Raw genomic sequence first — 25,955 nt, 5'->3', positions numbered from 1 at the left:
GATTCACGCTCTTTAGCGATAGCTAGTAGTTCAAGATCTTCGAGTCTGTCCATCATCATTTCGTACGCTTCGGCAGGTACGCAATAAAATGCTGGCTCATTTCGGTTTAATACTGCAACAGGTTCGCCATAAGCACTAGTTGCAACTTTCATAGGGTTAGCTTTCAATTCGGTAATGCTTGCAGCAACATCGGCTAAAATTCTAGTGGTCATATAATCGGTCTCTTAAGTGGTCTTTATGTTGGTCATTTTAGCCTCAACAAAGCGGTATAACAAGTTGCTTAAGAGTGATTCGCAACGCGTGGCATTTTTACTATGCGTCGGTTTATGTGTTTAAGGTATTATGCGGAGGCATAGGTATTGCGTTGCTCACACCTTAGCAAGGCGTTATACAAATACAGGGATGAAAATGGAAATTACAGTTAAGAAAATATCGAAAAGGTCTCTTTTCAAAATGCTTTTTATCGGCTTTAGCTTAAGCTTCTTTGTTTTCTTTTTAATGTGTGGCATCGCATCCATATTTGGTGCGGAGACTGTAAAGTGGGAAGAAACACCAGTAACGGGTGTATCAGGTCTGTTACTAGCATTAGCAATGTGGCCAATATTTAGTTTTTTCCTAGCGTTGTTTATGTGGTGCTTTGTAGCATTTGGTTTGTGGATTTACTCTTTAGCTAAACCTCTTAACCTAGTCTTTAAAGAGACCGCAGAATCCAATTAACCATTTGTATAACAAACTGTTCAAGAGGGATTCGCAACGCGTGGCACTTTCACTATGCGTTAGTTTAAGTGATTAAGGTGGTGTGCGGTGGCTTCGGTATTGCGTTACTCACCCCTTAACAGGGCGTTATGCGTATCAGAGGATAAAATAAATTGTTCAAACATATAGCTGTACTACTTTCGATAATTCTTATGACATTCGGTACTTACCTATCTAAGTTCGGAGTTCCTGATGATGCTTCATCTTGGGCAAATTTGGGGTCATTTTCTGCTGGTACAGCTGCTGTTTTAATAGCCCTTTATGGTGTCATATATACGATTTGGCAGCATAGGAGTGGCAAGACTAAATATACAATCGAAGATCATGTGCGATTGATGAGAACCTATAAATCTGCTCATAGCGGTGGTTACACAAACAAGGGGTATGAGTTTTTAAAATGGCTGTGGCCTAATGCTGTTTCACAGCTAACCAGAGATGGAAAGGCAACAGTTGATGACATTTTAAAGAACTCAAACTTAAATGAGATGGCTCAATGGAAGCGCAGTCTTCTTAAAGTTGAACGCAAATTAATAGCACAGTTTGTGAATGAAATGAGTAGAGAAGAACTCAAGTTAGCATGGTTATATTGCTTAATAGATGAGCTTCCAAAAGAATACAAAAATGCAATAGCACCCAAATGGACTGAAGTCCCTTTGTCAGATAGTGAAAGAAGTCTTTTTGACGCGGTAAAAAACGCATAACAAAGCGTTTAAGACGGATTCACAACGCTTGGCAGTTTTGGTTTGAATCGGCTTTAGTGTTTACGGCACAATAGTTTAGGTTGGGTGGTTGCGTTGTTCACCACTTAACGCAGCGTTATGTACCTAAGGGGTAACTGGGATTATGAGTGATTTTGTTCGTAAGGTTGGTGAAAACTGGAGTCAGATTGGTGCTGGCGCTAGTATAAAACGTCAATCAGCTGGTGCGACGAATCATGTTTTTCGTATCCAATCCTCAGAGACTTATTATCTTAGAAAATATAGTGTTCGCAATGTTGCTAAGATCAAGTTAGAACATGAGCTGCTGAGAAAGTTATCGCAAAATTTGAATACTATAATTGCCCCTGTTTTGACGCGCGATCACCACTCCTTTTGTAAAATAGGTGATGAGTTTTATGCTCTATTTCCTGAAGCAAAAGGAACGTTAATCGAAAAAAGTGCTCTGTCTGAGTTTCATGCTTTTCAGTTGGGAAAAGCCCTTGCTGACCTGCATGTTCAACTCGCTTCCGAGGTTGGAAACGACTTTCCAACAATTGAGCTTTCTTGGGATAAAAGTGCTTGGGTCGATAGACTACAAAAAATAGTCGCTGCTATTGAAACAAATAGTGAATTTGATATGAATAACTCGGTGCTACGAAGAGTAAAACAACAGCGTGATTATCTAGCTAGCTCAGAAGCTACGCACTCATATACCCCGTTAACAAGCAGGCAATTAATCCACGGCGACTTTCATCATTTCAATGTCTTTTTTGATTCTAATTGCACAGTAAGCGATGTGATCGACTGGGATTTAGTGCAAAACATGCCTCCTGGTTATGAGTTGGCGAGAGCATGCATGTATATGTTCGATTTGGAGCTTCATAGGTCATTAGCTTTATTAAAAGGCTATCTGTCTGTCAAGCCTCTATCCCGATTAGAGCTTCACGATGGAGCAAAGGCGTGGGCTGTTTACGCCGACCACCATGTGTGGGCTTTGGAGGAAGTATTTTTAAAAAATAATACAGCGGCACAGAAGTTCATACCTCAAAGGGACTTTATCCCTTTTATGGAGCAGTGGTTCCAAATTGAAAGTGCCTTGTTTTGAGGCGGTACATAACAATCTGTTTAAGAGTGATTCGCAACGCGTGGCATTTTTTACTATGCGTTGGTTTTAGTGTTTAAGGTGGTATGCGGTAGCATCGGTATTACGTTGCTCACACCTTAACAGGGCGTTAGGCGACATGAGACAAACGATAGACTAGTGGGTAGTATCTTGGCGTGAATCTAGCTTCAGTTAACAGAAAAGGAGTGGATTAATGAATGGTAAAGCATTTGATAATTGGCAAAAATCTCGAAAGAAAGGATGTTTAAATTGGCTTTTTAGAACCACTTTCGTCACAGCCATTTTGTACATGATTTTTAATGTTACTTTCCTTTACCCATCTTCTAATGCGGCAAGCATTACGATTTTCTTATCGGATAATGCTCTTAATTACTCAATTTACACGATCGGGATGTTTTTCACATTTTGGGCTATCTGGTTATACAACGAATCTTCGTATGAGAAAGAAGTTAAACGTAGAAATGTCGCCTAACAAACTGTTCAAGAGGGATTCGCAACGCGTGGCATTTTCACTACACGTTGGTTTTAGTGTTTAAGGTGGTATGCGGCGGCTTTTGTATTGCGTTGCTCACCCCTTAACAGGGCGTTAGCATACTTTGATAGGAGTTTAGATGACCACGATAGTCGAACAAATTGTTAATCGTGAAATTGACTCGGTCATCGTGTACGAATCTGACAAAGTTATAGCTTTTGCAGACCATGACCCAATCAACTTTGGACATATTTTAATTTGTCCTAAGACTCAATATCGTACTTTCATCGACTTGCCCGAGTCTGTGTTTTTAGAGATCACCGACGTCGCAAGAGATTTATATAAGCGTATAGAAGCTAAGTTCAATCCCGATGGTATCGGCTTTATGCAAAACAACGGAGAGGCACCTCATTTCAACGAGCTCGACCATTACCATTTGCATATTTTCCCTCGGTTCCATGGCGACCAGTATGGTTGGGTTAGTAGTGAACTTGGAATTCAACCTATGGATAAACTTAGAGAATCACTTAAAGATCTATGAGCGTTGAAAAAGTAAGCTAACAAATTGTTCAAGAGTGATTCGGCACGCGTGGCATTTTGACTATGCGTTGGTTTTAGCGGTTAAGGTGGTATGCGGAAGCTTCGGTATTGCGTGCCTCACACCTTAACAAGGCGTTAGTGTTCAAGGGGAAAGAATTGGACGAGTTACTAAAATATGTTTCTCTTATTACTTTATGTGGAGCGGCAATTTCGTTTGTGATTGGATTGATTAAATGGATCGATCAGCGAAATAGAGAACAGCAGCAAAAACATTATGAAGCATTTCATCAGATGGTGTTGCTAGCTTCTGGCATTGATGGAAATCGTCAGACAATAAAAATGGTTCAGCAAATTGCAGCTATTTATCTACTTCAGAGCTATAAAGATTTTGCTTTTGCGTCAGTTCCTGTTTTGGAACTTATGTTGTTTGAATATGGTAACCAAAGCGACCCTCGTTCAGAGCATATGATAAAAGCAATCAAATCTACTATTCATGCGCTCAAAGAACATTAACAAGTTGCTTAAGAGTGATTCGCAACGCATGGCATTTTTACTATGCATTGGCTTATGTGATTAAGGTGTAATGCGGTTACAATGGTATTGCGTTGCTCACACCTTAGCAAAGCGTTAGCACTGGGTTGACATCAAAGGCTAAAAGTTTCTGTTTTTATTGGTTTCTTTTCCTCGCTTTGCACCTAAGCAAATGTGCCTTTCAGGTTCGCTCCGGTGGCACTATATGAGTTGTTTTCGCTTTGAGTTTGTCGTTTACGGTTTCTAACTTTCGGACTATTTCACTGGCGCGGTTTCTTTGATGCGGTTGATTTCCTGCCTTAAATTTGGCTATTTGTCGTGGTTGTTGAAGTCCGATGATCGAATCCTTTGCAAATTTTATTACTGCGAAATAGGGTAGTTTCGCATGTTTTTCTTCAAGCCAACTTACGTCTTGAAGTTTGTTTTTAGTTTGGCAGCTGTCCGTTTCGTTTTGGTGTTTTAAGCCATAAATTTCGTGCTATATTTCAATGTCTTGGCGTGTGTCAAAGGCTTAAAGGGCAGCGTGCTAACAAACAGTTCAAGTGGGATTCAGCACGCGTGGCATTTTTGGTATGCGTTGATTTTGGTGTTGAAGTACCATGCGGTAACATTGGTATTGCGTGCTTCACCCCTTAACTGGGCGTTATGTTTATTAGGAGAGTGTATTGAATCTATGCATAACTATAAGTGAAATAGACTGGTCCTTAACCAAGGATGTATTTTCAATATTAGGTACCGTCGGTGCACTTATTATTGGCACATTTGGTTTATTCACTTGGAGACGGCAGCTGCGAGGTACCAGCGAATATGAGCTCGCTAAAAAAGCAGTTTTCAAGACTTATGAAGTTCAGCAAGCCCTTCAAGCTGTCAGAAATCCAATGTTGTATCTGAGTAAAGAAGAGGTCGAGGTCGGACGTCGTCTTGAAGAGGAGCAGCGAATATATAATGAACGTATGACTTTGCTTTATGAGAAGTGGGCAGAACTACAAACAATACGTCTTGAAACAAAAGCAATATGGTCAGATAGCGCTCATAACTGTTTTAACGAAATTCAACAACGTATTGGAGATTTAAGAGGTGCTATTTGGCTACATTTCTGGATGAAAGGCGCTTATGCTGGTCCAGGGGCAACAGTTGATAATAATCCTGAGCGAGTTATTGAAAATGATAAGGTTGTGTATTTCGTTTCAGATGATGACGAATTCAGCCAAAAAATATTCAAGTCGGTAGAGAAAGTAGAATTATTCTTTGGCCCAAAAATTCGGGGTAAATAAACATAACAAACTGTTTAAGAGGGATTCGCAACGCGTGGCATTTTTACTATGCGTTGATTTTAGTGATTAGGGTGGTGTGCGATGGCTTCGGTAATGCGTTGCTCACCACTTAACAGAGCGTTATGTGTCAATGGGTTTCTAAACAGAGTGAGAAAGATAAAAATGCAGTTTATTTGGGAAGTCTCGGACGTAGAAATAGATACCTTGTTACCTCAGTGGAAATGGTTGCTTAATCCTACAGGGAAACCTTTGTATCTAACCATCATGGGTGACTGGCTATTTGGTGAAGTGGATGGCTCAATTTCATTGTTATCGGTTTTAGATGGTACCTATGAAACAATTGCTTCGGACTTTCATGAGTACAATAAAATGAATAAATCACAAGATTGGTGTGATAATGTCTTTTTAACTAGTTGGTATGACTTGGCGCTCGAACACGGGCTACAACCAAAACAAGACGAATGCTTAGGTTGGAATCTGCATCCAGTTATTGGTGGTGAGTTTTGTATGGAAAATTTGCAAGTATTTACTATGAAAGTATATCAATCACTAATGTCTCAGTTGCATTTTCAACTTCAGCACGCAAACACATAACAAACTGTTTAAGAGTGATTCGCAACGCGTGGCATTTTTACTATGCGTTGAATTTAGTGGTTAAGGTGGTATGCGGCGGCTTCGGTATTGCGTTGCTCACCCCTTAGCAGGGCGTTATGTAGCCGCGAGAGGACGGTAAGTTAAAAGGATTTATATATGTTAAATATTCGGCAAGCTCGCATTGAAGATATCAGTGTTATCAAGAAACTACAGTTTCAGCTTAATGAGTATCATCAAGCAAATTTACCTGATGACTTTTTGTCACCGGAAGAAATTGAACAAAAAATAGACCTACACAAGATAATCAAAAGTGAAAGCTCGATTTTTCTGGTAGCCGAAAGCAAAGGGCAGTTAGTAGGTTTTGTTTTTGGTGAGCTATGGGTTCGTAAGTCTTGGACGCTCAAAGAGCGAAAGATCGCAAACGTTGAACAGATTGTTGTGGATTCATGCTTTAGGAGTCAAGGTGTTGGAGTGGCGCTAATAGAGGCATTTGAGGAAAGGGCTATTTCTAACGGCGGAGAAGAGCTGTGGTTAGAAGTATATTCTTTCAATGAATCAGCTCTAGCTTTGTATCGCAAAGCTGGTATTGAGCCCAAGATCCAAATTGGACAGAAAGCACTAACCTGAAAGTCGGCTACATAACAAATTGTTCAAGAGTGATTCGGCACGCGTGGCATTTTTACTATGCGTTAGTTCTAGTGGTTAAGGTGGTATGCGGAAGCTTAGGTATTGCGTGCCTCACACCTTAACAAGGCGTTAGTTCCCCAGAGGAAGCAATCAATCCGTAGGGAATTTTTGTTTCTGGTGGAGTACACGCATAACTCGGATGATATCTCCCTCGACCCAGTAAGAGATAATCATCGAAATCTCAGGAATAATGAGTAATCGTCCGCGGATACCATCTCGTTGTACGCCCATTAAAGGTTGTTCAAGCAAGTTTTCTACTTTTGCTTCAATGAGGTTGTCAGTTTTTTCTGCCGCATCAGGGTTGAAGTCATAGAGAAACTCGAAGATCTTTTCACGATCATTAAGTGACTCTTCTTCCCATAAAATCATTGCTTACCTCGATTACGGATTCTGGCTTTGCGCTCTTCCATTCGAGATTTAGCATTTTGGTGCTCAACGAAAACGGACTTTCCTGAGTCAAACTTCTCAAATGCTAGATTTACTTGTTCAGTTAGCCATGCATCGTGAGACAATGTTTTTCTTTGTTGTTCAGCAAGTTGCTCAGTAAGTTCACGGCATGCGTCACTCAGAGTGCGACCTTGGCTCTCAGCCATTTGTTGAGCTAGGCGTTTTGTTTCTTCATCAACACGAAATTGAATTCTAGTGTCCATGATTTATTCCTTTGTTGGTGTGTGTACAAATGTTAGCACTAGGCTTTGAGATGGGCAACTAACAAACAATTTAAGAGTGATTCGGCACGCGTGGCATTTTTACTATGCGTTGGTTTAAGTGAATAAGGTGGTATGCGGGGGCATCGTATTGCGTGCCTCACACCTTAATTGGGCGTTATGTGCTTATGAGGAAAATTGACATGGAAGTGATAGAGGCCAACCCTGATTTGGCCCCAATATTAGCGAGTTATGCGAAAGAATGCCTAGAATCGGGTATTCCAAAATATTCGGGTGTGGAGCAAGATCCGACAGCTTATTTGTCAGGTTTGGTCGAACGTTCAAAGGCAATCTCTGAGTTACCAAAGGGATATTTACCTAGCACAACTTACTACTGTGTATCGAACTCCGAAATTTTAGGTGCAGTCCGAGTTCGCAAAGGTACTAATGCCAACGTAGAAAATGTCATTGGTCATATTGGCTACGAAACTAGACCGTCAGCTCGTGGTAAAGGTGTAGCCTCATTTCTGCTTTCTTGGGTGCGAGACCATGTTGTCACTGATTCAGTTATTGTTACTTGCTCAATTGACAATCCCGCATCTCAAAAGGTCATCGAAAACTGTGGTGGTGAATACCTCGGTAACTACACAGATGAGATTGAGGGTACGGTAAGGCGCTACCGTTTAGCACGCACATAACAAAGCATTCAAGAGTGATTCGCAACGCTTGGCAGTTTCGCTTCGCTCAAGTATAGCCAAGCGCCGCTCACACCTTAATGCGGCGTTATGTGCTTTGGGAGAAAATGGAAATGGATATTCCCGACAGATTCAAAAATGTAAGATACGTTTCATCCCGCATCCCGCATTCCGGGTTGCAAAGATGATTCAGACTTAACGCTTGGAGCTAACTGTCAGGTCTTTGCTTATAACCTGCTCAGAGACTTCGGTCTAAATCCACCTAACTACCGTTCTAGTGAATGTTGGGATGAGTGAGGTGGTCACTGAGTTTAAGCCGCTAGATATCATGATGTACAACGACTCTACTGACTCATACGGAGCACACGTTGGGGTGTATGTCGGTAATGGACTCGTCTACCCCCTTTCTTTATCCAATGGCGTACCCATGTTTGAGCGCCATTTAGACTTACTTCAACAAAGTAAGTATCAGTTTTTATTGGCGCTAAGCGTATAAAACAGTTTGGTGCATAACGTAAGTACGCACATAACAAACTGTTCAAGAGGGATTCGCAACGCGTGTCATTTTCACCATGCGTTGATTTTAGTGATTAAGGCGGCTTGCGGCGGCTTTTGTATTGCGTTGCTCACCCCTTAGCTGGGCGTTAGCCTTATTACGGGGAATTGGAGCCCTCAGCAGAGGACTCCCGATATAAATCACTGTTTAAAAACGTGGTCTAAAACTGCAATATGATACGCATTTACTTGTCCCCAACGTTCATCAGGAACTTTATTGATCTTACCTCCAATTTTTTGGGTGTAAGCTCTAGCTTCCAAACCTTTAGCTTTTGCTAAGGTCAGAATGATTGGGATATTTTTAGAGTTACAATAAGCGATAACTGTGTAGTAATCCTTATCTCCAAATTTATGCTCTAATGCAGCATTTGCCGCTTTAAATGCATCGTCGGCTTTTTGATTGGCTTTTGTAACTTCGGCATTTGTTCTAGAAATGTGAGCTTGTGTATTTAACTGAGCCTTTTCTAAGTTGTTAATTCGTTGGTCATGTTGAACTAGCAAATTAGCTTGGTTTAATAGTTGCTCCGCCGATGATAGTACTCTCTGTGCTTCGAAATATGCATCTGCCAATTGTTCTTGGACTTGCCATGAAAAATCATCGGTAAATGCTTTTACCAACATTGAGTACCCACGTTGTGTAATTAAAATAATTCCAGATGGCGGAATAGGGTGTGGGTAAGAAGCTGCAAATGCTTGGTCCGTAGGCATTGCTATGAAGTAGTGTTTGTTCTAAAGCAACTTCGATTGGTTTGCAGTAAAAATGTTGTAAGTAGTGTTTTGAGAAACTCTATGTTATTTGTCAATGTCCCACAAGGTTAGGACACGCTCGGAGTTAAACTCAACGACAGGGATCGTAACCAAAAGGTCATTAATACTCAAAGGTCAAATATGGATATTTACCCAGAAATCGAATTATCTAAAGCGCAGCATAATGCAATTGAAGCTCTTAGAAACCAGTCGTTTCCTGAACACCAAGTTACTCGCTCTTACTATAAGCAACTCCCGCATATGAGAGTTCTGAATTACGAAGGTGATCAGTTAGTTGGTTACATGGGATTAGACTACAGAGTTGTTCGCGTTGGTGATGAAATTTATAAAGTATTAGGTGTGAGTGACTTTTGTGTCGAGAGCAAAGTTCAAAGACAAGGTATTGGCACAACAATGTTGTCTCAACTCAGCGAGTATGCGTCCACTAAAGATGTCGACTTCATCATTTTAGTCTCCGATTTGGAGCGTTTTTATGTGGCTAATGGTTATCAGCGCCTTAACTCTCTAAGTTCTTGGTTGCGCGTTCATGAACATAAAAATTACGGTGTTGCTGTAGAGCAACTAGATGATTTATATGTTAAACCTATCAGCGGCAAAACTTGGGCTGTTGGCCATATAGATTGGTTAGGGTATATGTACTAGTCTGTAGTGGGCTAATAAGTTGTTCAAAAAGAAATACTACACATAGCATTTCCAATTAGCGTTTCTTATACGTTACGAGAGCGTTTTCCCACAGGAGTAATATGTGATTGTAGTAGCAAGGTTTTCTTTTCCTCATGAAGCTCATATTGCGAGAGCAAGCCTAGATAGTGTCGGAATAGAAAGTTACATCGCTGACGAGCACACGGTAAATACTCAGTGGCTTTATTCAAATGCAATTGGCGGCGTCCGTCTGATGGTGGACGAAAGTGATGCAGAAGATGCGAAACAAATACTTAGTAGCGATTTCTCAGAATCATTGGGAAATGAAGTTGACGTTGATGAAGAAAAAGACGTTTGCCCTAAATGTGGTAGTAAAGATCTATTTGCATTTACAAAAGGTAAACGCCCAGCTTTCTTAGTTTTTATTTTACTGGGTTTTCCACTGTTTTTTTACAAGCATGGCTATAAGTGTAAGCAGTGTGGAGAGTTTAGTGAAAAACTTTAAATCTTTAGATAACAAGGCATTAAAGAGAACATTTGTACTCGTAGTATTTTTACGATGAGTTATGTCTAGTGCCTATACAAGAAGTCAGAGTTACTGCTTGCTTACAAGCAAAGCATTATACGATAGTGAAGGAATAACATTGAATGAGTGAAGTTAAAACAATAGAGCAGTTAAAAGAAATTTACGCAGAGCCAAGTGCGAGAGCTAAAAATAAAGCGCTGCCTGTGCTGGATGTTCATGCGATTACATTAATTAATAATTGCCATTTTGCAGTTCTAAGTACCGTTGATTCACAAGGGTATATCGATCTTTCTCCTAAAGGAGGAGAGCCTGGCTTCGTAAAAGTTTTAGATGAATCAACATTATTGCTCCCTGATAGCTCGGGGAACAATCGTATAGATAGTCTAAAAAATATCATTAGTAACCCCAAGGTAGGGTTGTTATTGATGGTAAATGGTATTGATGAAGTGCTCCGTATTAAAGGAATCGCAAGTATTCACACCGACTCCAACTTGATATCTGCTTGCCCCGATGGAAGTAAAGATCCTAAGGTTGTTATCAAAATAGTCATAGAGAGTATGTACTTTCATTGTGCGAAAGCGGTGATGAGAGGGAAACTTTGGTCTGATGACTATAAAGTAAATCGCTCAATTCTCCCTTCATTAGCTCAAGTCTTTAAAGATCAACAAAAGTTAGAAAGTAAAGCGCTTAATCAAGAAGAGATGTTGAAATATTACCAATCTAGCCTTTAGAACGAGCGTGGTAATATATTGAAAAGATAGAAAAATCAGGTTCGACCGTACTATGCGGAAGTATGGATTAGGTTTAGTGGGGATGTTACTGTCTCAATAGCGTTAGTTCACAAATAAACAATTGTTAGTCCAAATTTTAAAATGAAAAATGCAGGAAAATTTACTCTAGAAAATTACGTTTTGGCTAGTCCGGGAGTTAGGTGTGTTGGACAAATGATTGATCTTTTTGTCAGTTTTAGCATTTTTACTCTCGTTTTATGGGGCGGCTTAGAAATCGGTATTGAAAAAGAGCTTGTGCGCGCTATAGCAGTAACTGCGACTGTATCGTATTACCTTTTTTCTGATTGTTTACCAAATGGTCAAAGTGTGGGTAAAAAACTTTTGGGCATTGCAGTTATAAGTGCAAGAACGGGTAAAAAGTGCAATATTTTTCAGTCGCTCTTTCGAAATGTTATTACTCCATTCTTCGGTTTTATTGACTCAATTTTCATTCTTGGTAAAAAGAGGCAACGGCTCGGTGATAAGTTAGTGAGAACGGTGGTGGTAGTTCACTAACTTGTTGAAAAATTGATAGCGCTGAGGACTTGGGTTCAAGTTGGGCTTTGTTTTCGTGGTGAAATAACCTCGTTTAGGTGGTAGCGTTACTCACATACTTAATGTAGCGTTGTAAGAAAATTGGTATTGGAGTCCAAGTTTTATGTTAGAAAAAGAGAAAATGTTAGCAGGTGAGCTTTATGACCCAAGTGATGAAGAGTTATTAAAGTTAAGGTTGAGCGCTAGGTTACTAACTGAAAAATTGAATGCCACGTCTGTTGAGCATAAACAAAAGCGAGTTCAAATAACTAAGCGCTTGTTCGGCACAACAGGTGACGATATTCATGTTGAATCTTCTTTCAATTGCGACTACGGATCCAACATTCACGTTGGAGATAATTTCTACGCTAATTTTGGTTGTGTGATTTTGGATGTTGCGGAAGTTAAGTTTGGTGATAACTGTTTACTTGGGCCTCAAGTTGGAATTTATACTGCGACTCATCCCTTAGATCCTATCGAGAGGAACAGTGGTTTAGAGCTAGCAAAGCCCATAAACATTGGTGACAATTGTTGGATAGGTGGCCATGCCGTAATCAACCCTGGCGTAACACTTGGGAACAACGTGGTGGTAGCCTCTGGCGCAGTCGTTACAAAGAGTTTTGGAGACAATGTCGTTGTTGGTGGCAACCCAGCCAGAGTACTGAAGGAAATCGTCACTAAGCGATAATAAAGTATATGGACTATTTTGAGCCTGAGTTTAGGACTTATGATCAACTCACTCCAAGCTTTGATGCGTTCAGCGGTTACTTGTTGACGCACTTGAATGTCTAAAATTTTCTTCAATATAGAATCGTGACACGTGGCGCTTTTACCGTGCGTTGAGCTTGTTTAAAAGTCTCATACGAAATCATTTGTATTACGTGTCTCACATTTTTATTGTATTTTCGTCACCAATAACAAACCAAAAGGCTGGCTCCAAAATGTTAGTAACAAAGATTGAAACGGAACGATTAATTCTAAGAGAGCTAGTTGAAGATGATGCAAGCGAATTGTTTGACATCTTCTCAGACCATGAGGTCATGAAATATTGGAACACTGGCCCTTGGGTTTCAATTGAAGAAGCGCAGACATTTATAGCCAAGAGTACACAGGCCATGAATAGCAATACAGAAGTGACACTAGGCATCTTCCTAAAGAGCAATGGCCAACTTCTGGGTAAGATAATGCTGTTTAATCACGTGAAAGAGTCTAGGCGCGCAGAAATTGGCTTTGGCGTGAGTCGTAATTTCTGGGGTAAAGGCATTGTATTAGAGGCGGGAACTGCATTAATCGAACACGCATTCAAAACACTGAATCTACGTCGAATCGAGGCTGAGATAGATCCAGACAATACTTCTTCAGGTAAAGTCTTGGAACGGTTAGGTTTTATAAAAGAAGGTTTCCTAAGGCAGCGTTGGGAAGTGAATGGAGTAGTCTCAGATTCAGCAATTTACGGGTTGTTAGCTAAACCCCTGGACAGCGTTTAGTACCCGGCCTTAAAAGCATCTAATAGATCTAGCCTGCTCGTACTCAATACACAGCCTTACACTTGACGGCGAGGTTTCTTGAATTGACTTGGTGGTCACAGAATGTACTATCACGGATAGGACTTACTGCAAGGATAGCAGCATGAGCGAGAAATTGTTTTGGGTTAATCCCTACCAAACAGAACTTAACTCAAGAGTGACCAATGTAGACGGAAATAAGGTTGAATTGGACCAGACTATCTTCTTTGCAGAGTCTGGAGGCCAAGAGAGTGATAAAGGAACGATTAATGGTATTCCGGTTTTGATTGCTCAAAAGTTAGGTGTTCGACTTATTTACACATTGGAATCCTCTCCAAATTTTACTCTTGGTGACATTGTAACTACGAATATTGATTGGAAGCGTAGATACGCCTTAATGAAGCTACACTTTGCGGCTGAAGTGGTGCTCGAGATGTTTTATCAGCGTCGGGAAGGCATTGTTAAGATAGGCGCGCATATTTCTGAAAATAAGAGTCGCATAGATTTCGAGTGGTCTGAAAGTATTGGCCCGCTATTGAAAGAAATTGAAACTGATGTGCAAGATTTGATTAACTCTGATTCAGTTATTATTAGTGACTTTTCCGATCAAGAGAGTGAAAGAAGGTATTGGAGAGTGGATGGGTTTGCGCAAGTGCCTTGCGGTGGCACTCACTTAAAGCGCACATCAGAAGTCGGCCAAATTCAATTAAAACGCAAGAACATCGGTAAAGGCAAAGAAAGGGTAGAGATAACCTTATGCTCGTAAGTCGATAGGGCATTAGAAATAGATTCCTAACACGTGGCATTTTAATTCATGGTGAGATTCACATTTGCGATATGATGGTTGAGATTGAGGGCGTGTTGGCTACTTCTTAACAGGGGCGAGAGGATGATATGTCGAAAGTAACATTGAAAGGCTTTATTTTAGTTCCGGAAAAGGATTTAGAATTAGTAAAACATGCGTTAATAATTCACAAAAGGCTCACGTTAGAAGAGTCGGGCTGCCTTACTTTTCTTGTGACTCAAAGCTCGACTAATCCGTTTCGTTTTGATGTCTATGAGGAGTTCGTCGACAAAGCCTCTTTTAAACAACATCAGGAAAGAGTTCAAGCCTCACATTGGGGAAAAGTAACAGCCAATGTTAAACGGCAATACGAAATCTTTGAATGTGTGCATGACTAATCGAATCGGAGTGATTTAGAGCGTTTACGCTTTGTTTTTTAGATTGCTCTACGCTCTACTATGTTGCTTTATTCATCTATTAACCTGGCTTAGTGTTCTTGATACTTTGCCGTATTAAATCTAGAAATTTTAATGGAAGTGTTATGTTTAGAGTTGTGTATGAATGGCGTGTGCCAAGTGAAAAAATGGATGAGTTTCAAAATATATGGCGTTCGACGACAGATTCAATTCATGAGTCAGTAGATGGGGCGCTTGGTAGTTTTATGCTTCGTTCTTACGATGTACCGGAAAAGGTTTTAACTATTGCCAAGTGGCGAACACGTGAAGACTGGGAGCGGTTTTGGGGAACTAGTAACCCAGAAAAAATGAAGAAGATGAGTGAAATTGCAGAGCGTATTTCAGTTGAACCATTCGATGAAATTGAAGATAGAACTAAGTAGGGCAATAGAAACGTTAAAGTGATGCCTAATGAACAGTTTGACGGACAATATGAAAGACAACCTTAATCAAGGAATAGGGTTATGCAGATTTTAATCGTTGGAGGTAGTAAAGGGCTAGGAAGGTTCTTGGCTACGAACTTACAGGGTACAGAAATTTATGCGATTTCTAGATCAAAGCTAGTTGAGGGGGGAGTCGCCTCTGTTTGTATTGACGTTGATCCCGGTAAAAAACCAGATTATACGTGCTTCAAAGGTGTAGAGTTTGACATCATAGTTTATTTGGCGTCGATGTGGGGAGAGTCTTCAGAATTGACAACAAACGAACTGATTGAGTTTATGAATGTTGGTCCGATTGGGTATCTTAATTTAGTCAATGAGCTTAACGCTTTAGGTTCACTTAACGATAAATGCAATATTGTATCTATTGGCTCTACAGCAGAGCTTTCAGAAAGTAGTGAATACCCTGCATTCGCCCTCAGTAAAAGATTACTCAAAGATATTTCTAGCCAGCTGCAAAACGTTTATCGTGATTACCGCTTTACTCACTTTACAATAGGTGGGATCGGGCATGCTGAAGAGGAACGTATTGAGTATTAGAGTGTTTTGGAGATTATAAATATGCTAACCAAGCTTGATCCAAACACATACCTTTCAAATATGCATATAAAGTCCAAGCTAGGAATGTAGCTCTCAAGTTGTATTACTTACCTGCTTCTATGGTTTGGCATCATGTGCATTCTTTTTATTGAGCTATGGTTATAACTCCAATGAAAGGAGTTTACTTATGTCATACATTGATGGGTTTGTCGCTGCAGTGCCGACAGCGAATAAAGAAAAGTATATCGCACACGCAAAAATAGCAGCAGAAATGTTCAGGGAGTTTGGGGCCTTAAAGGTTGTTGAGACGTGGGGGAGTGAAGTACCAGATGGTGAGATCACATCATTTCCCATGGCAGTTAACGCTGAAAGCAACGAAACCGTTGTGTTTTCGTGGGTAGTCTGGCCTTCAAAAGAAGTTCGAGACTCAGGGTGGCTGCGGATCATGGGTGATCCTCGAATGAGTCCAGACAATAACCCAATGCCCTTTGATGGAAAGCGTCTCATTTATGGCGGATTTGATGTTATTTTGGAGCAGTAAAATACCAAATAATCTCAACTCGATTCGTGATACTTGGTGTTTTAATCAGTATTACGCTTCTGATGTACGTTCAATAGACTATTCTGCGATAAGTGTTGATAAAACTCCATTTGGAGGCTTAGAGTAAAAATGGAAGAGATAAATTATTCACTGATTGTCGTATCAGCTATCGCTGCCATCGCTAGCCCCGGACCTGCAACTCTTGCGATAGCAGGCACGTCAATGAACCACGGTCGGCGCTTTGGTGGGTATTTGGCTGCAGGTGTTTTAACGGGGTCTTTATTTTGGTCAACCTCAGCCGCTTTTGGTCTCGCAACCATACTCTATAGCAATGTTTGGCTTTTTGAAATTCTTAGATATTGTGGGGCATTTTATCTTTTATATTTGGCTTTAAAGTCCGTACATTCTGCCTGCAACATCGAGCAACTAAAGTTACCCAAAACATACGTAACGACAGAGAAGGGTAACTACTTAACCGGAGTGTTAATTCACTTAACTAACCCAAAGGCTATTCTGTTTTTTGGTGCGCTTTATTCGATAGGGGTTCCTCCTACGGCCAGTCCGTTGGAATTGTTGTCGGTCATTTTTGTTGTAGGGCTGGTTAGTGCTTTGGTTTTCTTTGGCTATGCTTTTCTTTTCGCGTATAAAAAGGTCAGGCAAACCTATCTCAGATTCAAAGCAGTTTTTGAAGGCGTGTTCGCGTTATTTTTTGGTGTGGCAAGTATTAAGTTGCTGCTTAGTGAGGCAGGAAAATGAAGCAAAAAAGGCTTGAAGAAATAAGAATAGATAATCTATCTGATTTGACGGTCTATTAAGTATACTAAGTAGCCGATTTGTTAACTTCCATAAGAGCTGCTGGCTAGAAAAAGCTTACAACCAAACGATGCTAAATATTATCATTCAAAGGGCTAACAAAGGCCCATAATTTAATTCGTATCACTGTTCATGATTGTGCTCTTCGCGCAGTGCTGTAGTATTAGTAACGTGTTGTTAATACTAAATATAACCAATTGAAACCTGGACGTTGCATTACTTGTAGTTCGATGAAATGTTATCCCGCAAGACGTTAATTTGGAGAAAAGAATGGATTCAAACTCACTATTATTATTTGTTGTCGCTTGTCTCGCTATCAACATGATTCCTGGACCTGATGTAATTTATATTGTTTCCAATACAATGAAAGGTAAATTATCTGCTGGGCTGAAAGCGGCTCTGGGGCTTGGTATTGGTTACTTTTTTCATACACTAGCGGCATGTTTAGGTTTGTCAGCAATAATTCTGAGTTCATCTTTGGCTTTTAGCGTTGTTAAATGGTTAGGGGCCGCTTACCTAGTTTATTTAGGTGTTCAGTCATTACTGTCTATGTGGCGTGGAGAAAGTAAAATCGTTGAAAACAAAAATGTTGATAATAATAAAAATGTGTTTGTTCAGGGGGTTATCGTCAGCGTCTTGAATCCAAAAGTAGCGCTATTCTTTCTCTCGTTTCTGCCTCAATTTATTGATACGTCTGCAAGCTCAACATCAATGCAATTATTAGTACTTGGCTTGCTGTTCAGCGTACTTGCGACGACATGTAACGTTTTGTACGCCTCTGTGGGTAATTGGGTATTTAGTCGTCCACACTCTCAGCGTTATTCAAGAACTCTTGAAGGTGTTTCAGGTATTCTACTTATCAGTCTAGCGAGTAAAGTGGCATTTAGTGATCGTTAGATACAGGGCATTTTATTCTCGTGATTATTATATGGCTAATGTTTGCTCAATCTATACGCTAAATGAGTGCTATTGCATAGGTTGAATCACAAATTTCAAAAATACCAATAAGTGAACGTATTTATTTATAGTATGGTTGGCGCGATTTTATCGTAGCTAGGTTAATAACATGAAAAATAAAGTAATTCTGTGTTCCGCATTCCTTTTGGGTTTGTCAGGTTGTGCTTCTGTTCCTACTGTTGATTCGACAGTATCAAATCAAATGAAATCATTTGAAGCACCTCAAAAGGGGAACGCAGGGATTTACATTTACCGAGAAGATGCTTTTGTCGGAGCAGCGCTTAAAAAGTATGTTTACGTCGATGGGGAATGTATTGGTGAAACCGCTCCTGGTGTATTCTTCTACCATGAGGTCGAAGGCAATAAAGAACATCAAGTAAGTACAGAGTCTGAGTTTTCTGAAAATCACTTAACTATCTTAACGGAAGAGGGCCGTAATTATTTCGTTAATCAATACATTAAAATGGGTGTATTTGTTGGTGGTGCGGGCGTAGAACTCGTAGACGAAAGCAAAGGTAAAGCAGAAGTACTAAAAGTCGACATGGCAGAAAAAGGAAACTGTTCTTCGATCTAGTTTTACAAACAGACCGCTTTTTAGATTAAAAAACACATTATCAATGTAACCCAACGCTTGATGAGATCCATTCAGCGTTGGGTTTTGTATTTTTGGCAAACAGTATACCTATTTCAGACCGCATGATTTGCCACCTCTTAGCTTGAGCCCACTTATTGTTCAAAGAATCTACTTGTGAAACGTGAATTTTCGAGAGGATTTCGTAGGGAGCAATCCTACAAACGCGATTAACTGATATGCCATTCCATCATTAACCTTGTCGAGTGTATTGCTAAACTAGGTAGCGGTGTGTCTCCTCTCATTAAACAAATAATAGGTATATCAGTTTTAGCTTCTATGCCTTTACATCATGCACTCGGAGCGCAATTTAAAATCAAAGGGCTAACACCAATATTAGAGAAAAATCTTGAAAGTCACCTTACACCACTAACGAAACTCTCTGTTTCAAACATTACCTCAAATCGACTAACGCAGATGGTTAATAATGCGTTAAACCCTTATGGCTACTATCATTCCGAGCTCAATGTTCAGAGATCAGAGAATGATCTCATCACGCTTGAGGTTGACGCGGGGGAGGTTATGTTGGTCAAAAAATCTAATATTGCTGTGTCGGGAGAGGCCAGTAACGATCAGGATTTCATCGAACTAATCAATCAAGCTCAACTTAAACAAGGGCAGCCGTTGCTTCATTCTGAGTACGACACGCTAAAGCGAAACTTGATTTCATTGGCTCAGCAAAAAGGTTATTTAGATGGACGTTTTATCGAATCGTCTTTGGAAGTCATTCCAAGTTTGAATGAAGCCCATGTGAATCTGCATTTCTCTAGTGGTTCTCGCTACCAATTTGGAGAGCTGTCTGTTCTTACATCGGGTATCGAAACGGCTCGAATAGAAGCGATGAGAACATTTGAGCGGGGCGACGATTTTGATACTTTGAAATTGAGTCAATATCAGGCCGATCTCTCCAGTACTGATTGGTTTCGCAGTGTGATTGTGAAAGCGGATTTCGAGGCGATATCCGATGGCTATAAGGTTCCGATAGAAGTGCTCGCAGAGCCGAATTCACGCAATATTGTGCAAGTCGGCGGAGGGTATTCGACAGACTTGGGATTACGCGCTTCGCTAAACTGGACCAAGCCTTGGTATAACGCAAGTGGGCACAGTTTTGAGGCACAAGCGTACGCTTCCAAACCGGAACAATCGCTATTACTAGGTTACAAAATTCCCACACAAAATGTTCTAACGGATTACTACGGGATTCAGTTTGAATCTAAGCATGTCGACTATCGAGATACATCGAGTTTTTCTAATGATTTATCGTTTGAAAAGCACTGGCAGTTAGACAGTGATTGGCAAAGCACCATGCACGTTCGTTATTTGCAAGAAAGTTATCGACAAGCTTCGGAGAATAACGAATCACAGTTGTTATTACCGGGGGTGACATTTTCACTACTTGATCGCAAGAACGATCAATTAGAAGTAAAGCACCGTCACGTTTACTCATTGGAATACTCAGACCCTAATTTTTTCTCCGATTCTCGTTTGCTGCGTATTGAAGGCAACAGTGTGCTGTCTTGGGATATTAGTGAAAAACACAAATTTCACTTTCGTTCCAATGTCGGTATTAATGTCGCTGACACTTTGAGCGATATTCCATCATCATTACGTTTCTTTGCGGGAGGTGATGGCAATCTTCGTGGTTATGGTTATGAATCCATCTCTCCGAGAGATGAAAATGGCGATTTAACCGGTGCTCGTTACATGTTTACTGCTGGGCTGGAATATCAATATCAGGTCTACCGACAATTGTGGCTTGGGGCATTTTATGATGTCGGTGATGCCTTCAACGATAGGGTGGATTGGAAAAGCGGTACAGGGTTGAGTTTGATATGGAGCTCAAAATACGTACCCGTCAAAGTGGATTTTGCTTACGGTTTAGATGCTCCGCAAGGAGACCAATTCCGCGTTCACTTTTCGCTAGGCACGCAGTTTTAGCGGGCATTAAAAAGGCTCTCATCCTTGCAGATAGAGAGCCTTTTTAAGCCTTGATTGTTTACAGTTCGAACTCACCATTCAGTTTCTTGAATATCCAGTTAGGTGCCTTATGCCATCCACCATAGTTTGGATTCTTAGTATGGATCTCATTCATTGATTGCCACTGAGTTTGGCCTTGTCCATCTCGAGATACTCGCCAAAACAGTTCATCTTGTTGTCGAGTTAAGTAGTGCATGACATGCTCTGCAAAGGCTTCGCTTTGGGCCAACACACCAAATTCCACATTGAGAAAATCCGATCTTGGGTCGAAGTTTGATGAGCCGATATAAGTTAGCCGATCATCGAGTATCACCGTCTTGTTGTGATAATAAGTATCCGCATGGAAGTAATGGTCATCATTTTTCGCTTGGTTTTTGTACTCAAGTATATGAACGCCCTTATCCAACAAGGTTTGGCGATGCTCCTCGTAATAAGCCGGAATAAAGCCAGAATCATTAGAGGCAGACGAGTTTGTCATTAACGTGATGTCCGCTTTTTGCTCCATCAAGGTATCAATAAAGGCAAACTCACCATCACTTGGTACCACATAAGGCGTTGATATCACTGCTTTGGATGCAGAGGTTATTTGTTGCCAAACTTGGTGTTCTGCCCGTTTTCTAAAGTAGGGTTTGTTGTTTTCTAACTTGTTTAATGAGTCGAAAACGGGGGTGACTTGCGCAGCGATGAAGTCGGGACTGGTCAGGTGTTTAACCTGTTTTTCAACTTCAGCCAGAATGATGCTTTTGTCTTTCTCACCTTTATTAAGCGCTTTAGTAAACGCGGAATAGTTTGGGGTAACGTTAACGATGTTTTCTATTGGCGTGACATGCTCGCTGTCCCAAAGTTGTTGGTAGTTCTGGTCGAACGCTCGAATAATGCTGCCTTTGAACAAGACATCCATATCAAAGAAGTTGGCTTTGCGGCTGTAACCAAAATAGTCGTCGCCAATGTTACGTCCACCTAGAATCATCCATTGATGGTCGACGTTGAAGTACTTCTCGTGTAGACGATTGTCCAAACCTTGCTGATGAGTAGAGAAGTTGACGGCGCGACCAATCCAACCTGACTTACGTGAATCAAACGGATTGAATAAACGAATTTGAATGTTGTCGTGAGCGCTGAGATCAGCAAGCCATTTCTCGTTAAAAACCAATAGATCATCGAGAGTGAGTCGAATTTGCACGCCTCGATCTGCTGCTTGCTTGAGTTCATTGAGTAGCATCAAACCAAGCGCGTCACTCTCCCAAGAAAAATAAGTCATATCGATGCTTTGCTGAGCATTTCTAACCAGTTCAACGCGACGCGCAAAGGCTTCTGGAGCGGTAGGAATTAAGTAAACTTCGGCTTGATGCTGAGTAGTTTGCCAATTGGCTTCAAAATCCGGTTCAACTTGCGGGTAGGGCTGGGCACAGCCAACCAATAGTGCGCTGAAGATAAAGAGTAGCAGGGCACGAAGGGCGTTAGGAAACATGAGTAAACCTTCCTAATGATGTTCAAGGAATAAGGATGAAAAAAACCAGTGAACTGGCTTTTAGGTATTTGGTAACGAGTTTTTAGTAACTGAAGATAACGTTACATGTGACTCAGAATCAGCCCAAGTTCCTCGAGACCGTTGAGGCGACCTTGGCGCAGTTTTGGATCGATGCCTGAGTGATGAGCATTGTCCCAATCTTGTGTGGATTGAATACCGCCATCGTTATCGATCAGCAATACTCGGTCAGTCGCGCTGTTGTATTGGAAGTCTTCAAATAAACGTTCGCTAAACCACATACGAGAGAGCTCGTTCATCATTGCTTTGTCTTTGCTACCCGGGCGAACACTTGAACCATCAAGCTTCAATGCCTTGTTAAACACAAATGGTAATTCCGATGCATTACAAGCGCCCACAATACAACTGATGCTCTTGAGTAAATCACCAACGTCAAGATCGCCATTTTCACCTTTGGTGTTGTAAGTCCATACGTTGAATCCGGGTTTGTAGTCAAAGTAGTAGAAGCTTGGCGTCGCTCCTGTTGCTTCTTCAGTTGAAACTTTATGACGGTTTGGACCCGTGAAGAGCAAATCATGCAACGTGGTTTTGAATTGCTGCATGTTTTTGGCCGCGCCATTCAGTTCGCTTTCATCGTTAGGGAAGAAGTCAGTCAGAGCAAGTAACTCCGTGGTTGAATCGGAGTTCCCCAAACCGAAGAACAACTTAGTCATCGCCTCATAAGCGGTGCTAGGTAGCAGTTCAAATAAGTCAGAAAGATCGAGTTCAATTGAAGCTGAATCGCTGAGTAATGAACGATATTCAGCACGTAAACGGTTTAAGTTCGTTTCCGATTCTAGCCACTCAACCATGTATTCGACGATTAAGGTTTCGTCACCACTTTCAATGATTTCTGGCGCTTCTTGGCCCAAGATTTCAATAATAGTTGGGATCAAAAATGTCAGGCTCGGCAGCATGCCCAGAGTATTGCTTTCTGCACTGTTTGAGCCAATTACCGTCGGTACGATCCATTCACTCTCAATCGCTTGTTCAGTAAAGTGATAGCCCGGTACTTCTTTCACTAGAAACGCTGGTGGGCGATGCTCGATGTAAGGCGAAAATGGCATCAACGTAGCTAATGGGCTGTTGTCGCGTGTTGGGCTTATAACCGGAATATTCGCGGCGGTCAGTACCCAGTTCTTAAGACGTTGAATAGGGTCAAGCATCTCGCTCTGTACCTTCATAACCTCTTCAAGTGGCAGTAACGCAAGATCTTCAACGCTTTGCTCTGGTCTTTGGCTCTTGGCAACATCGTAACTTTTATATTCAAAGCCGTAAGCGTTGCTTTGCATGATGGCACGTTGAAAGTGCTCACCTGCGATTGCAGCATCGCCTTTTGATTGCTGTAAAATTCCCACAGACATGGCACCCGCACCTTGACCCATGAGTGTCACGTTTTGCGGATTGCCGCCGAATGCCTCTATGTTTTGTTGAACCCATTCAAGCGCGTGTTTTTGATCGCCTAGGCCAAAGTTACCGCCCTCTGGGTTGTCCAAACCATCGACCCAAACACTGCCCAACAAGCCCAAGCGATAGTTAAAAGTAACTGCAATAAACGGGTTACCATCGTCAGCACCTTGTGCAACCACCATATCACCATGAATCAGCGGTTCTGAGCCCGCGCCGTATTCAAAGTCTCCACCGTGAATAAAGACATACACTGGCAAATCTGCGTACGCTTCTGTCCCTGCTGGTCGCCAAATGTTTAGGTTCAAACAATCTTCTGATTGCGTTTGTGCCGTGGTTTTTAACTGCGGGCACGCATCACCGAACTGAGTCGCATCAATATCGCCTTCAAGTGGGACCGCAATGCTGTGCTGAAAGCGGTCTGCTTGCGCAAATTGGATACCTTTGAACGCCTCTACCGCTGCCAGTTTTTCATCCGCATCAAGAGGCGTGATGACGAGGGACTCTTTGGTCGCTTGAATGGTTGCATCGCCAATTTCCAAAGCGATTTGCTCTGGTGGTAAGGGTTGTAGTGGCTTCGGGCCGTTAGGAACGCTAGGTTTACTTGAGTCATCACTGCAAGCTGCTAAGGCAAGAGTGATGGTAATGGCTAAAGTTGAGCGATTGAGTAAAGTCATTGTTATGTCCAAAAAGTCATTTGGTGCGTGCACCGAAAATGTTAAACGGCATCTAACAAGCGACGTCCTGACGCTTTGGCATTAATCCGTGAATGGTTGGATGGCTTGTTGTATTGATGGCTCAAATGGTAGGACATCGGCGACAGTTTCAGTAATCGCCTTTGTAGGATGCAGTCCTACCATCGTCTAGGGGCCGGCTCTTTATGAGAGCTAGAAACGGTAACCAAGATTTAAGGTTACTGACTCTCGAGTTTCCCCTTTGTTATAGAGAAAGGTCAGGTTGTAGTTTTTGCCGATTTGCTTATTGAAACCAGTCAAAAACGCCCATTGATTAAGATCTACACCAATGTCGTAATCGAATTCGATATCACCACTTTTTACATGCCCGTCCATTCGAGCGTCCAGTCCTTGATATTCTGCTCCGACAAAGAACTGCGTGCGATAATCGACAAGTTGATAACCCAACATCGGCTGTACAGTAACAATACCATCGCCCCAATCATCTAAGCCCTTTAAGCGAGTTTGCGAATAGGTACCAGTGACAGAAGCAAAGAATTCTCTATAGCCAACCGAAAGGGTTGTACCTATACCACGAAGGTCATATTCCAAATGCAGCGGCACGTCTAAGCGTCCGCGACTACAAAGTGCAGATAAACCATCGCAAAACTTATCACCTAATCCTGGCAGTTTATCGTTCAGCTTATCTTTTATGTACTGGCCACCTTCACCCGTGTAGGCGGCATCAACATTGGCATCGACATTAACTTTTCCGATGTAACCAAATACATTCCAAAATGGCAGGATGTTTACATCGCCACGAAGCGTCATGCTCTCAGCACTGACGATGCCGACACTGTCTTCTGGATCAAACAGTTCATTAAGGCCGATGCCTTCAATCGTGAAATCATTAAATGGAATATTCATATCTTGATTTCGATACGCTAGCGACACACCAAACGGCAGAGGCAAATCGATACCTTGACGACGAACCATATCACCCATTAAAGGAAAAACTCGGTCTAGCTTAACACTGGCTTCTTGCATGCGTGGATCAGAGACCTCATTCAAGCGTTTTTCGTCTAGTACTTGCACGCCAATCTTATCTTCATAAATCGCTACCGGTTTTACGCTGCTCATCATTTCGAGTGGTTTATTTTTCTTTGAACCAACTATCTTGGTGTTTTTACTGGCAATCGCAATTTTGCCTGATGTTAATTTCTGGAAGAGGATCTCTTGATCGTAAGAATCCACTTGGTAGTTGTGATGTGTGAACGGTTTATCGTTGGTAATGACCATACGTTTCGGTTCACCATTAACCAACTCAATATCAACGCTTAAAAAGCGGAAGTAGGCGATATCTTGAGGAAGACCGTATTTTGAGTAATTAAAACTGATGATCACATTACCATTCTGATCCTCTTTGGCTCTTACTGATGACGGATCAAAACTCTCCGCGTAGTTTCGAAGGCGGTATTCTGTTCGTGTGAAAGCTTCGATCTCATCAAGTACTTTTTCATTTTCATCGAGTTGTTCAGGGTTGTACTTGATACGCAGATCAATGTTGCCTTTGTTATCGGTGTTCTTAACCAAGTAGACGGACGAATCGCGAACGCTATCACCGATTTTAACACTTCGGTGGGCATGCTCGACCAAATGCTCGCCTTGAACTAGAGAGCTGATGGCCAGTTTTGGTAAATCATGACTGATACCGTATTTGTCGAACAGTGCTCGGCCTTGCTCGATTACTTCGTTGTAGGTCGTCGTCTCTTCAGCGGCGAAGCCAAAAGTGGGGGTAGTAAGCATTAGTGCGCTCGCGAGCACAGTAAGAGAAGACGTCTTGCCGGCGCGTAATTCAAAAAAACTCATGACAGTTTCCACTCTGAATAGT

At 41.4% G+C, this 25,955-nt stretch carries 33 protein-coding genes; 26 read left to right on the top strand and 7 right to left on the bottom strand.

Annotated elements, in window-relative coordinates; all coding sequences use genetic code 11:
- Positions 1 to 212 (bottom strand): type II toxin-antitoxin system Phd/YefM family antitoxin (locus R7F07_RS17685; protein WP_318110544.1); only part of this gene is annotated, 212 nt, incomplete at its 3' end.
- 190 nt (positions 213 to 402) lie between these two features.
- Between R7F07_RS17685 and R7F07_RS17680 the strand changes: the two genes are divergently transcribed.
- From R7F07_RS17680 to R7F07_RS17635, 9 genes are all read left to right on the top strand, one after another.
- Positions 403 to 717, top strand: a complete 315-nt coding sequence (locus tag R7F07_RS17680; protein ID WP_171343458.1) for a hypothetical protein — start codon at positions 403 to 405, stop codon at positions 715 to 717.
- 191 nt (positions 718 to 908) lie between these two features.
- Positions 909 to 1,457, top strand: a complete 549-nt coding sequence (locus R7F07_RS17675) for a hypothetical protein (protein ID WP_132937399.1) — start codon at positions 909 to 911, stop codon at positions 1,455 to 1,457.
- A gap of 142 nt (positions 1,458 to 1,599) precedes the next feature.
- Positions 1,600 to 2,559, top strand: coding sequence for a phosphotransferase (locus R7F07_RS17670; RefSeq protein ID WP_033907124.1), 960 nt, complete (start codon positions 1,600 to 1,602; stop codon positions 2,557 to 2,559).
- 211 nt (positions 2,560 to 2,770) lie between these two features.
- A complete protein-coding gene (locus R7F07_RS17665) occupies positions 2,771 to 3,049 on the top strand; it encodes a hypothetical protein (RefSeq protein WP_017633714.1) in 279 nt (92 codons plus the stop codon).
- A gap of 139 nt (positions 3,050 to 3,188) precedes the next feature.
- A complete protein-coding gene (locus R7F07_RS17660) occupies positions 3,189 to 3,590 on the top strand; it encodes an HIT family protein (RefSeq protein ID WP_005377049.1) in 402 nt (133 codons plus the stop codon).
- A 155-nt stretch (positions 3,591 to 3,745) separates the two neighbouring features.
- Positions 3,746 to 4,102 (top strand): hypothetical protein, encoded by a 357-nt coding sequence (locus R7F07_RS17655; protein WP_171343457.1) that lies wholly within the window; start codon positions 3,746 to 3,748, stop codon positions 4,100 to 4,102.
- Positions 4,103 to 4,785: 683 nt separating this feature from the next.
- Entirely contained in the window at positions 4,786 to 5,394 is a 609-nt protein-coding gene (locus R7F07_RS17645) for a hypothetical protein (RefSeq protein WP_005377053.1), read from the top strand.
- 162 nt (positions 5,395 to 5,556) lie between these two features.
- Positions 5,557 to 5,988 carry a T6SS immunity protein Tdi1 domain-containing protein gene (locus tag R7F07_RS17640; protein ID WP_005377056.1) on the top strand — a complete coding sequence of 144 codons (432 nt, stop codon included), beginning with the start codon at positions 5,557 to 5,559 and terminating at the stop codon, positions 5,986 to 5,988.
- Between the two features lie 156 nt (positions 5,989 to 6,144).
- Positions 6,145 to 6,615: a GNAT family N-acetyltransferase gene (locus R7F07_RS17635; RefSeq protein ID WP_005377057.1), complete on the top strand. Its 471-nt coding sequence runs from the start codon at positions 6,145 to 6,147 to the stop codon at positions 6,613 to 6,615.
- Positions 6,616 to 6,765: 150 nt separating this feature from the next.
- On the opposite strand, the gene R7F07_RS17630 is transcribed toward R7F07_RS17635, so the two are convergent.
- Together R7F07_RS17630 and R7F07_RS17625 are read right to left on the bottom strand one after the other, a co-directional pair.
- On the bottom strand, positions 6,766 to 7,044 hold the full coding sequence (locus R7F07_RS17630; protein ID WP_005377065.1) for a type II toxin-antitoxin system mRNA interferase toxin, RelE/StbE family: 279 nt from the start codon (positions 7,042 to 7,044) through the stop codon (positions 6,766 to 6,768).
- Positions 7,041 to 7,325: a type II toxin-antitoxin system RelB/DinJ family antitoxin gene (locus tag R7F07_RS17625; RefSeq protein WP_005487956.1), complete on the bottom strand. Its 285-nt coding sequence runs from the start codon at positions 7,323 to 7,325 to the stop codon at positions 7,041 to 7,043. The genes R7F07_RS17630 and R7F07_RS17625 overlap by 4 nt, the downstream gene beginning before the upstream one ends.
- Before the next feature lie 200 nt (positions 7,326 to 7,525).
- Between R7F07_RS17625 and R7F07_RS17620 the strand changes: the two genes are divergently transcribed.
- Both R7F07_RS17620 and R7F07_RS17615 read left to right on the top strand, forming a co-directional pair.
- On the top strand, positions 7,526 to 8,020 hold the full coding sequence (locus R7F07_RS17620) for a GNAT family N-acetyltransferase (RefSeq protein WP_005377068.1): 495 nt from the start codon (positions 7,526 to 7,528) through the stop codon (positions 8,018 to 8,020).
- Positions 8,021 to 8,306: 286 nt separating this feature from the next.
- Positions 8,307 to 8,513: a hypothetical protein gene (locus tag R7F07_RS17615; protein WP_005377069.1), complete on the top strand. Its 207-nt coding sequence runs from the start codon at positions 8,307 to 8,309 to the stop codon at positions 8,511 to 8,513.
- Between the two features lie 200 nt (positions 8,514 to 8,713).
- On the opposite strand, the gene R7F07_RS17610 is transcribed toward R7F07_RS17615, so the two are convergent.
- Complete coding sequence (locus tag R7F07_RS17610) at positions 8,714 to 9,193, bottom strand: hypothetical protein (RefSeq protein ID WP_021033918.1); 480 nt, start codon at positions 9,191 to 9,193, stop codon at positions 8,714 to 8,716.
- Positions 9,194 to 9,460: 267 nt separating this feature from the next.
- Between R7F07_RS17610 and R7F07_RS17605 the strand changes: the two genes are divergently transcribed.
- The 15 genes from R7F07_RS17605 (at position 9,461) to R7F07_RS17535 (ending at position 20,416) form a co-directional block, all read left to right on the top strand.
- On the top strand, positions 9,461 to 9,982 hold the full coding sequence (locus R7F07_RS17605) for a GNAT family N-acetyltransferase (protein WP_005377075.1): 522 nt from the start codon (positions 9,461 to 9,463) through the stop codon (positions 9,980 to 9,982).
- A gap of 103 nt (positions 9,983 to 10,085) precedes the next feature.
- The gene (locus R7F07_RS17600) at positions 10,086 to 10,487 is read left to right on the top strand and encodes a DUF2007 domain-containing protein (RefSeq protein ID WP_054579579.1); all 402 of its coding nucleotides are present in this window, start codon (positions 10,086 to 10,088) and stop codon (positions 10,485 to 10,487) included.
- A gap of 143 nt (positions 10,488 to 10,630) precedes the next feature.
- Positions 10,631 to 11,239, top strand: a complete 609-nt coding sequence (locus R7F07_RS17595) for a pyridoxamine 5'-phosphate oxidase family protein (protein ID WP_171343267.1) — start codon at positions 10,631 to 10,633, stop codon at positions 11,237 to 11,239.
- Between the two features lie 141 nt (positions 11,240 to 11,380).
- A complete protein-coding gene (locus tag R7F07_RS17590; protein ID WP_171343268.1) occupies positions 11,381 to 11,794 on the top strand; it encodes an RDD family protein in 414 nt (137 codons plus the stop codon).
- 142 nt (positions 11,795 to 11,936) lie between these two features.
- Complete coding sequence (locus tag R7F07_RS17585) at positions 11,937 to 12,500, top strand: sugar O-acetyltransferase (protein WP_171343269.1); 564 nt, start codon at positions 11,937 to 11,939, stop codon at positions 12,498 to 12,500.
- A 253-nt stretch (positions 12,501 to 12,753) separates the two neighbouring features.
- Positions 12,754 to 13,299 (top strand): GNAT family N-acetyltransferase, encoded by a 546-nt coding sequence (locus R7F07_RS17580; RefSeq protein ID WP_171343270.1) that lies wholly within the window; start codon positions 12,754 to 12,756, stop codon positions 13,297 to 13,299.
- Between the two features lie 142 nt (positions 13,300 to 13,441).
- A complete protein-coding gene (locus tag R7F07_RS17575; protein WP_005377082.1) occupies positions 13,442 to 14,083 on the top strand; it encodes an alanine--tRNA ligase-related protein in 642 nt (213 codons plus the stop codon).
- Positions 14,084 to 14,211: 128 nt separating this feature from the next.
- On the top strand, positions 14,212 to 14,499 hold the full coding sequence (locus R7F07_RS17570) for a putative quinol monooxygenase (protein ID WP_031781321.1): 288 nt from the start codon (positions 14,212 to 14,214) through the stop codon (positions 14,497 to 14,499).
- Positions 14,500 to 14,642: 143 nt separating this feature from the next.
- Positions 14,643 to 14,939, top strand: coding sequence for an antibiotic biosynthesis monooxygenase family protein (locus R7F07_RS17565; RefSeq protein ID WP_031781322.1), 297 nt, complete (start codon positions 14,643 to 14,645; stop codon positions 14,937 to 14,939).
- Positions 14,940 to 15,020: 81 nt separating this feature from the next.
- Positions 15,021 to 15,536: a hypothetical protein gene (locus tag R7F07_RS17560; protein WP_253820365.1), complete on the top strand. Its 516-nt coding sequence runs from the start codon at positions 15,021 to 15,023 to the stop codon at positions 15,534 to 15,536.
- 187 nt (positions 15,537 to 15,723) lie between these two features.
- Entirely contained in the window at positions 15,724 to 16,077 is a 354-nt protein-coding gene (locus R7F07_RS17555; protein ID WP_005387184.1) for a DUF1428 domain-containing protein, read from the top strand.
- Between the two features lie 129 nt (positions 16,078 to 16,206).
- A complete protein-coding gene (locus R7F07_RS17550) occupies positions 16,207 to 16,833 on the top strand; it encodes a LysE family translocator (protein WP_005387183.1) in 627 nt (208 codons plus the stop codon).
- A 327-nt stretch (positions 16,834 to 17,160) separates the two neighbouring features.
- Positions 17,161 to 17,787, top strand: coding sequence for a LysE family translocator (locus R7F07_RS17545; protein ID WP_033907480.1), 627 nt, complete (start codon positions 17,161 to 17,163; stop codon positions 17,785 to 17,787).
- 169 nt (positions 17,788 to 17,956) lie between these two features.
- On the top strand, positions 17,957 to 18,421 hold the full coding sequence (locus R7F07_RS17540) for a DUF2846 domain-containing protein (protein ID WP_005377099.1): 465 nt from the start codon (positions 17,957 to 17,959) through the stop codon (positions 18,419 to 18,421).
- 336 nt (positions 18,422 to 18,757) lie between these two features.
- Complete coding sequence (locus tag R7F07_RS17535; RefSeq protein WP_216624938.1) at positions 18,758 to 20,416, top strand: autotransporter assembly complex protein TamA; 1,659 nt, start codon at positions 18,758 to 18,760, stop codon at positions 20,414 to 20,416.
- Between the two features lie 58 nt (positions 20,417 to 20,474).
- Here R7F07_RS17535 and R7F07_RS17530 read toward each other — a convergent pair whose 3' ends face one another.
- The 3 genes from R7F07_RS17530 to R7F07_RS17520 all read right to left on the bottom strand — a co-directional run bounded on the left by R7F07_RS17530 (position 20,475) and on the right by R7F07_RS17520 (position 25,933).
- Entirely contained in the window at positions 20,475 to 21,926 is a 1,452-nt protein-coding gene (locus R7F07_RS17530) for a phospholipase D family protein (RefSeq protein WP_318110543.1), read from the bottom strand.
- A 101-nt stretch (positions 21,927 to 22,027) separates the two neighbouring features.
- Entirely contained in the window at positions 22,028 to 24,067 is a 2,040-nt protein-coding gene (locus R7F07_RS17525; RefSeq protein ID WP_017634577.1) for a carboxylesterase family protein, read from the bottom strand.
- Positions 24,068 to 24,277: 210 nt separating this feature from the next.
- Entirely contained in the window at positions 24,278 to 25,933 is a 1,656-nt protein-coding gene (locus tag R7F07_RS17520) for a hypothetical protein (protein ID WP_017634576.1), read from the bottom strand.
- Between the last annotated feature and the right edge of the window lie 22 nt (positions 25,934 to 25,955).

It is taken from the genome of Vibrio sp. YT-16 (genome assembly GCF_033337405.1).
GTDB classification, from domain to species: Bacteria; Pseudomonadota; Gammaproteobacteria; order Enterobacterales; family Vibrionaceae; genus Vibrio; species Vibrio alginolyticus.
The sequence above is the reverse complement of the archived record's forward strand: the minus strand, read 5'-3'. Positions and strand labels throughout refer to the sequence as shown.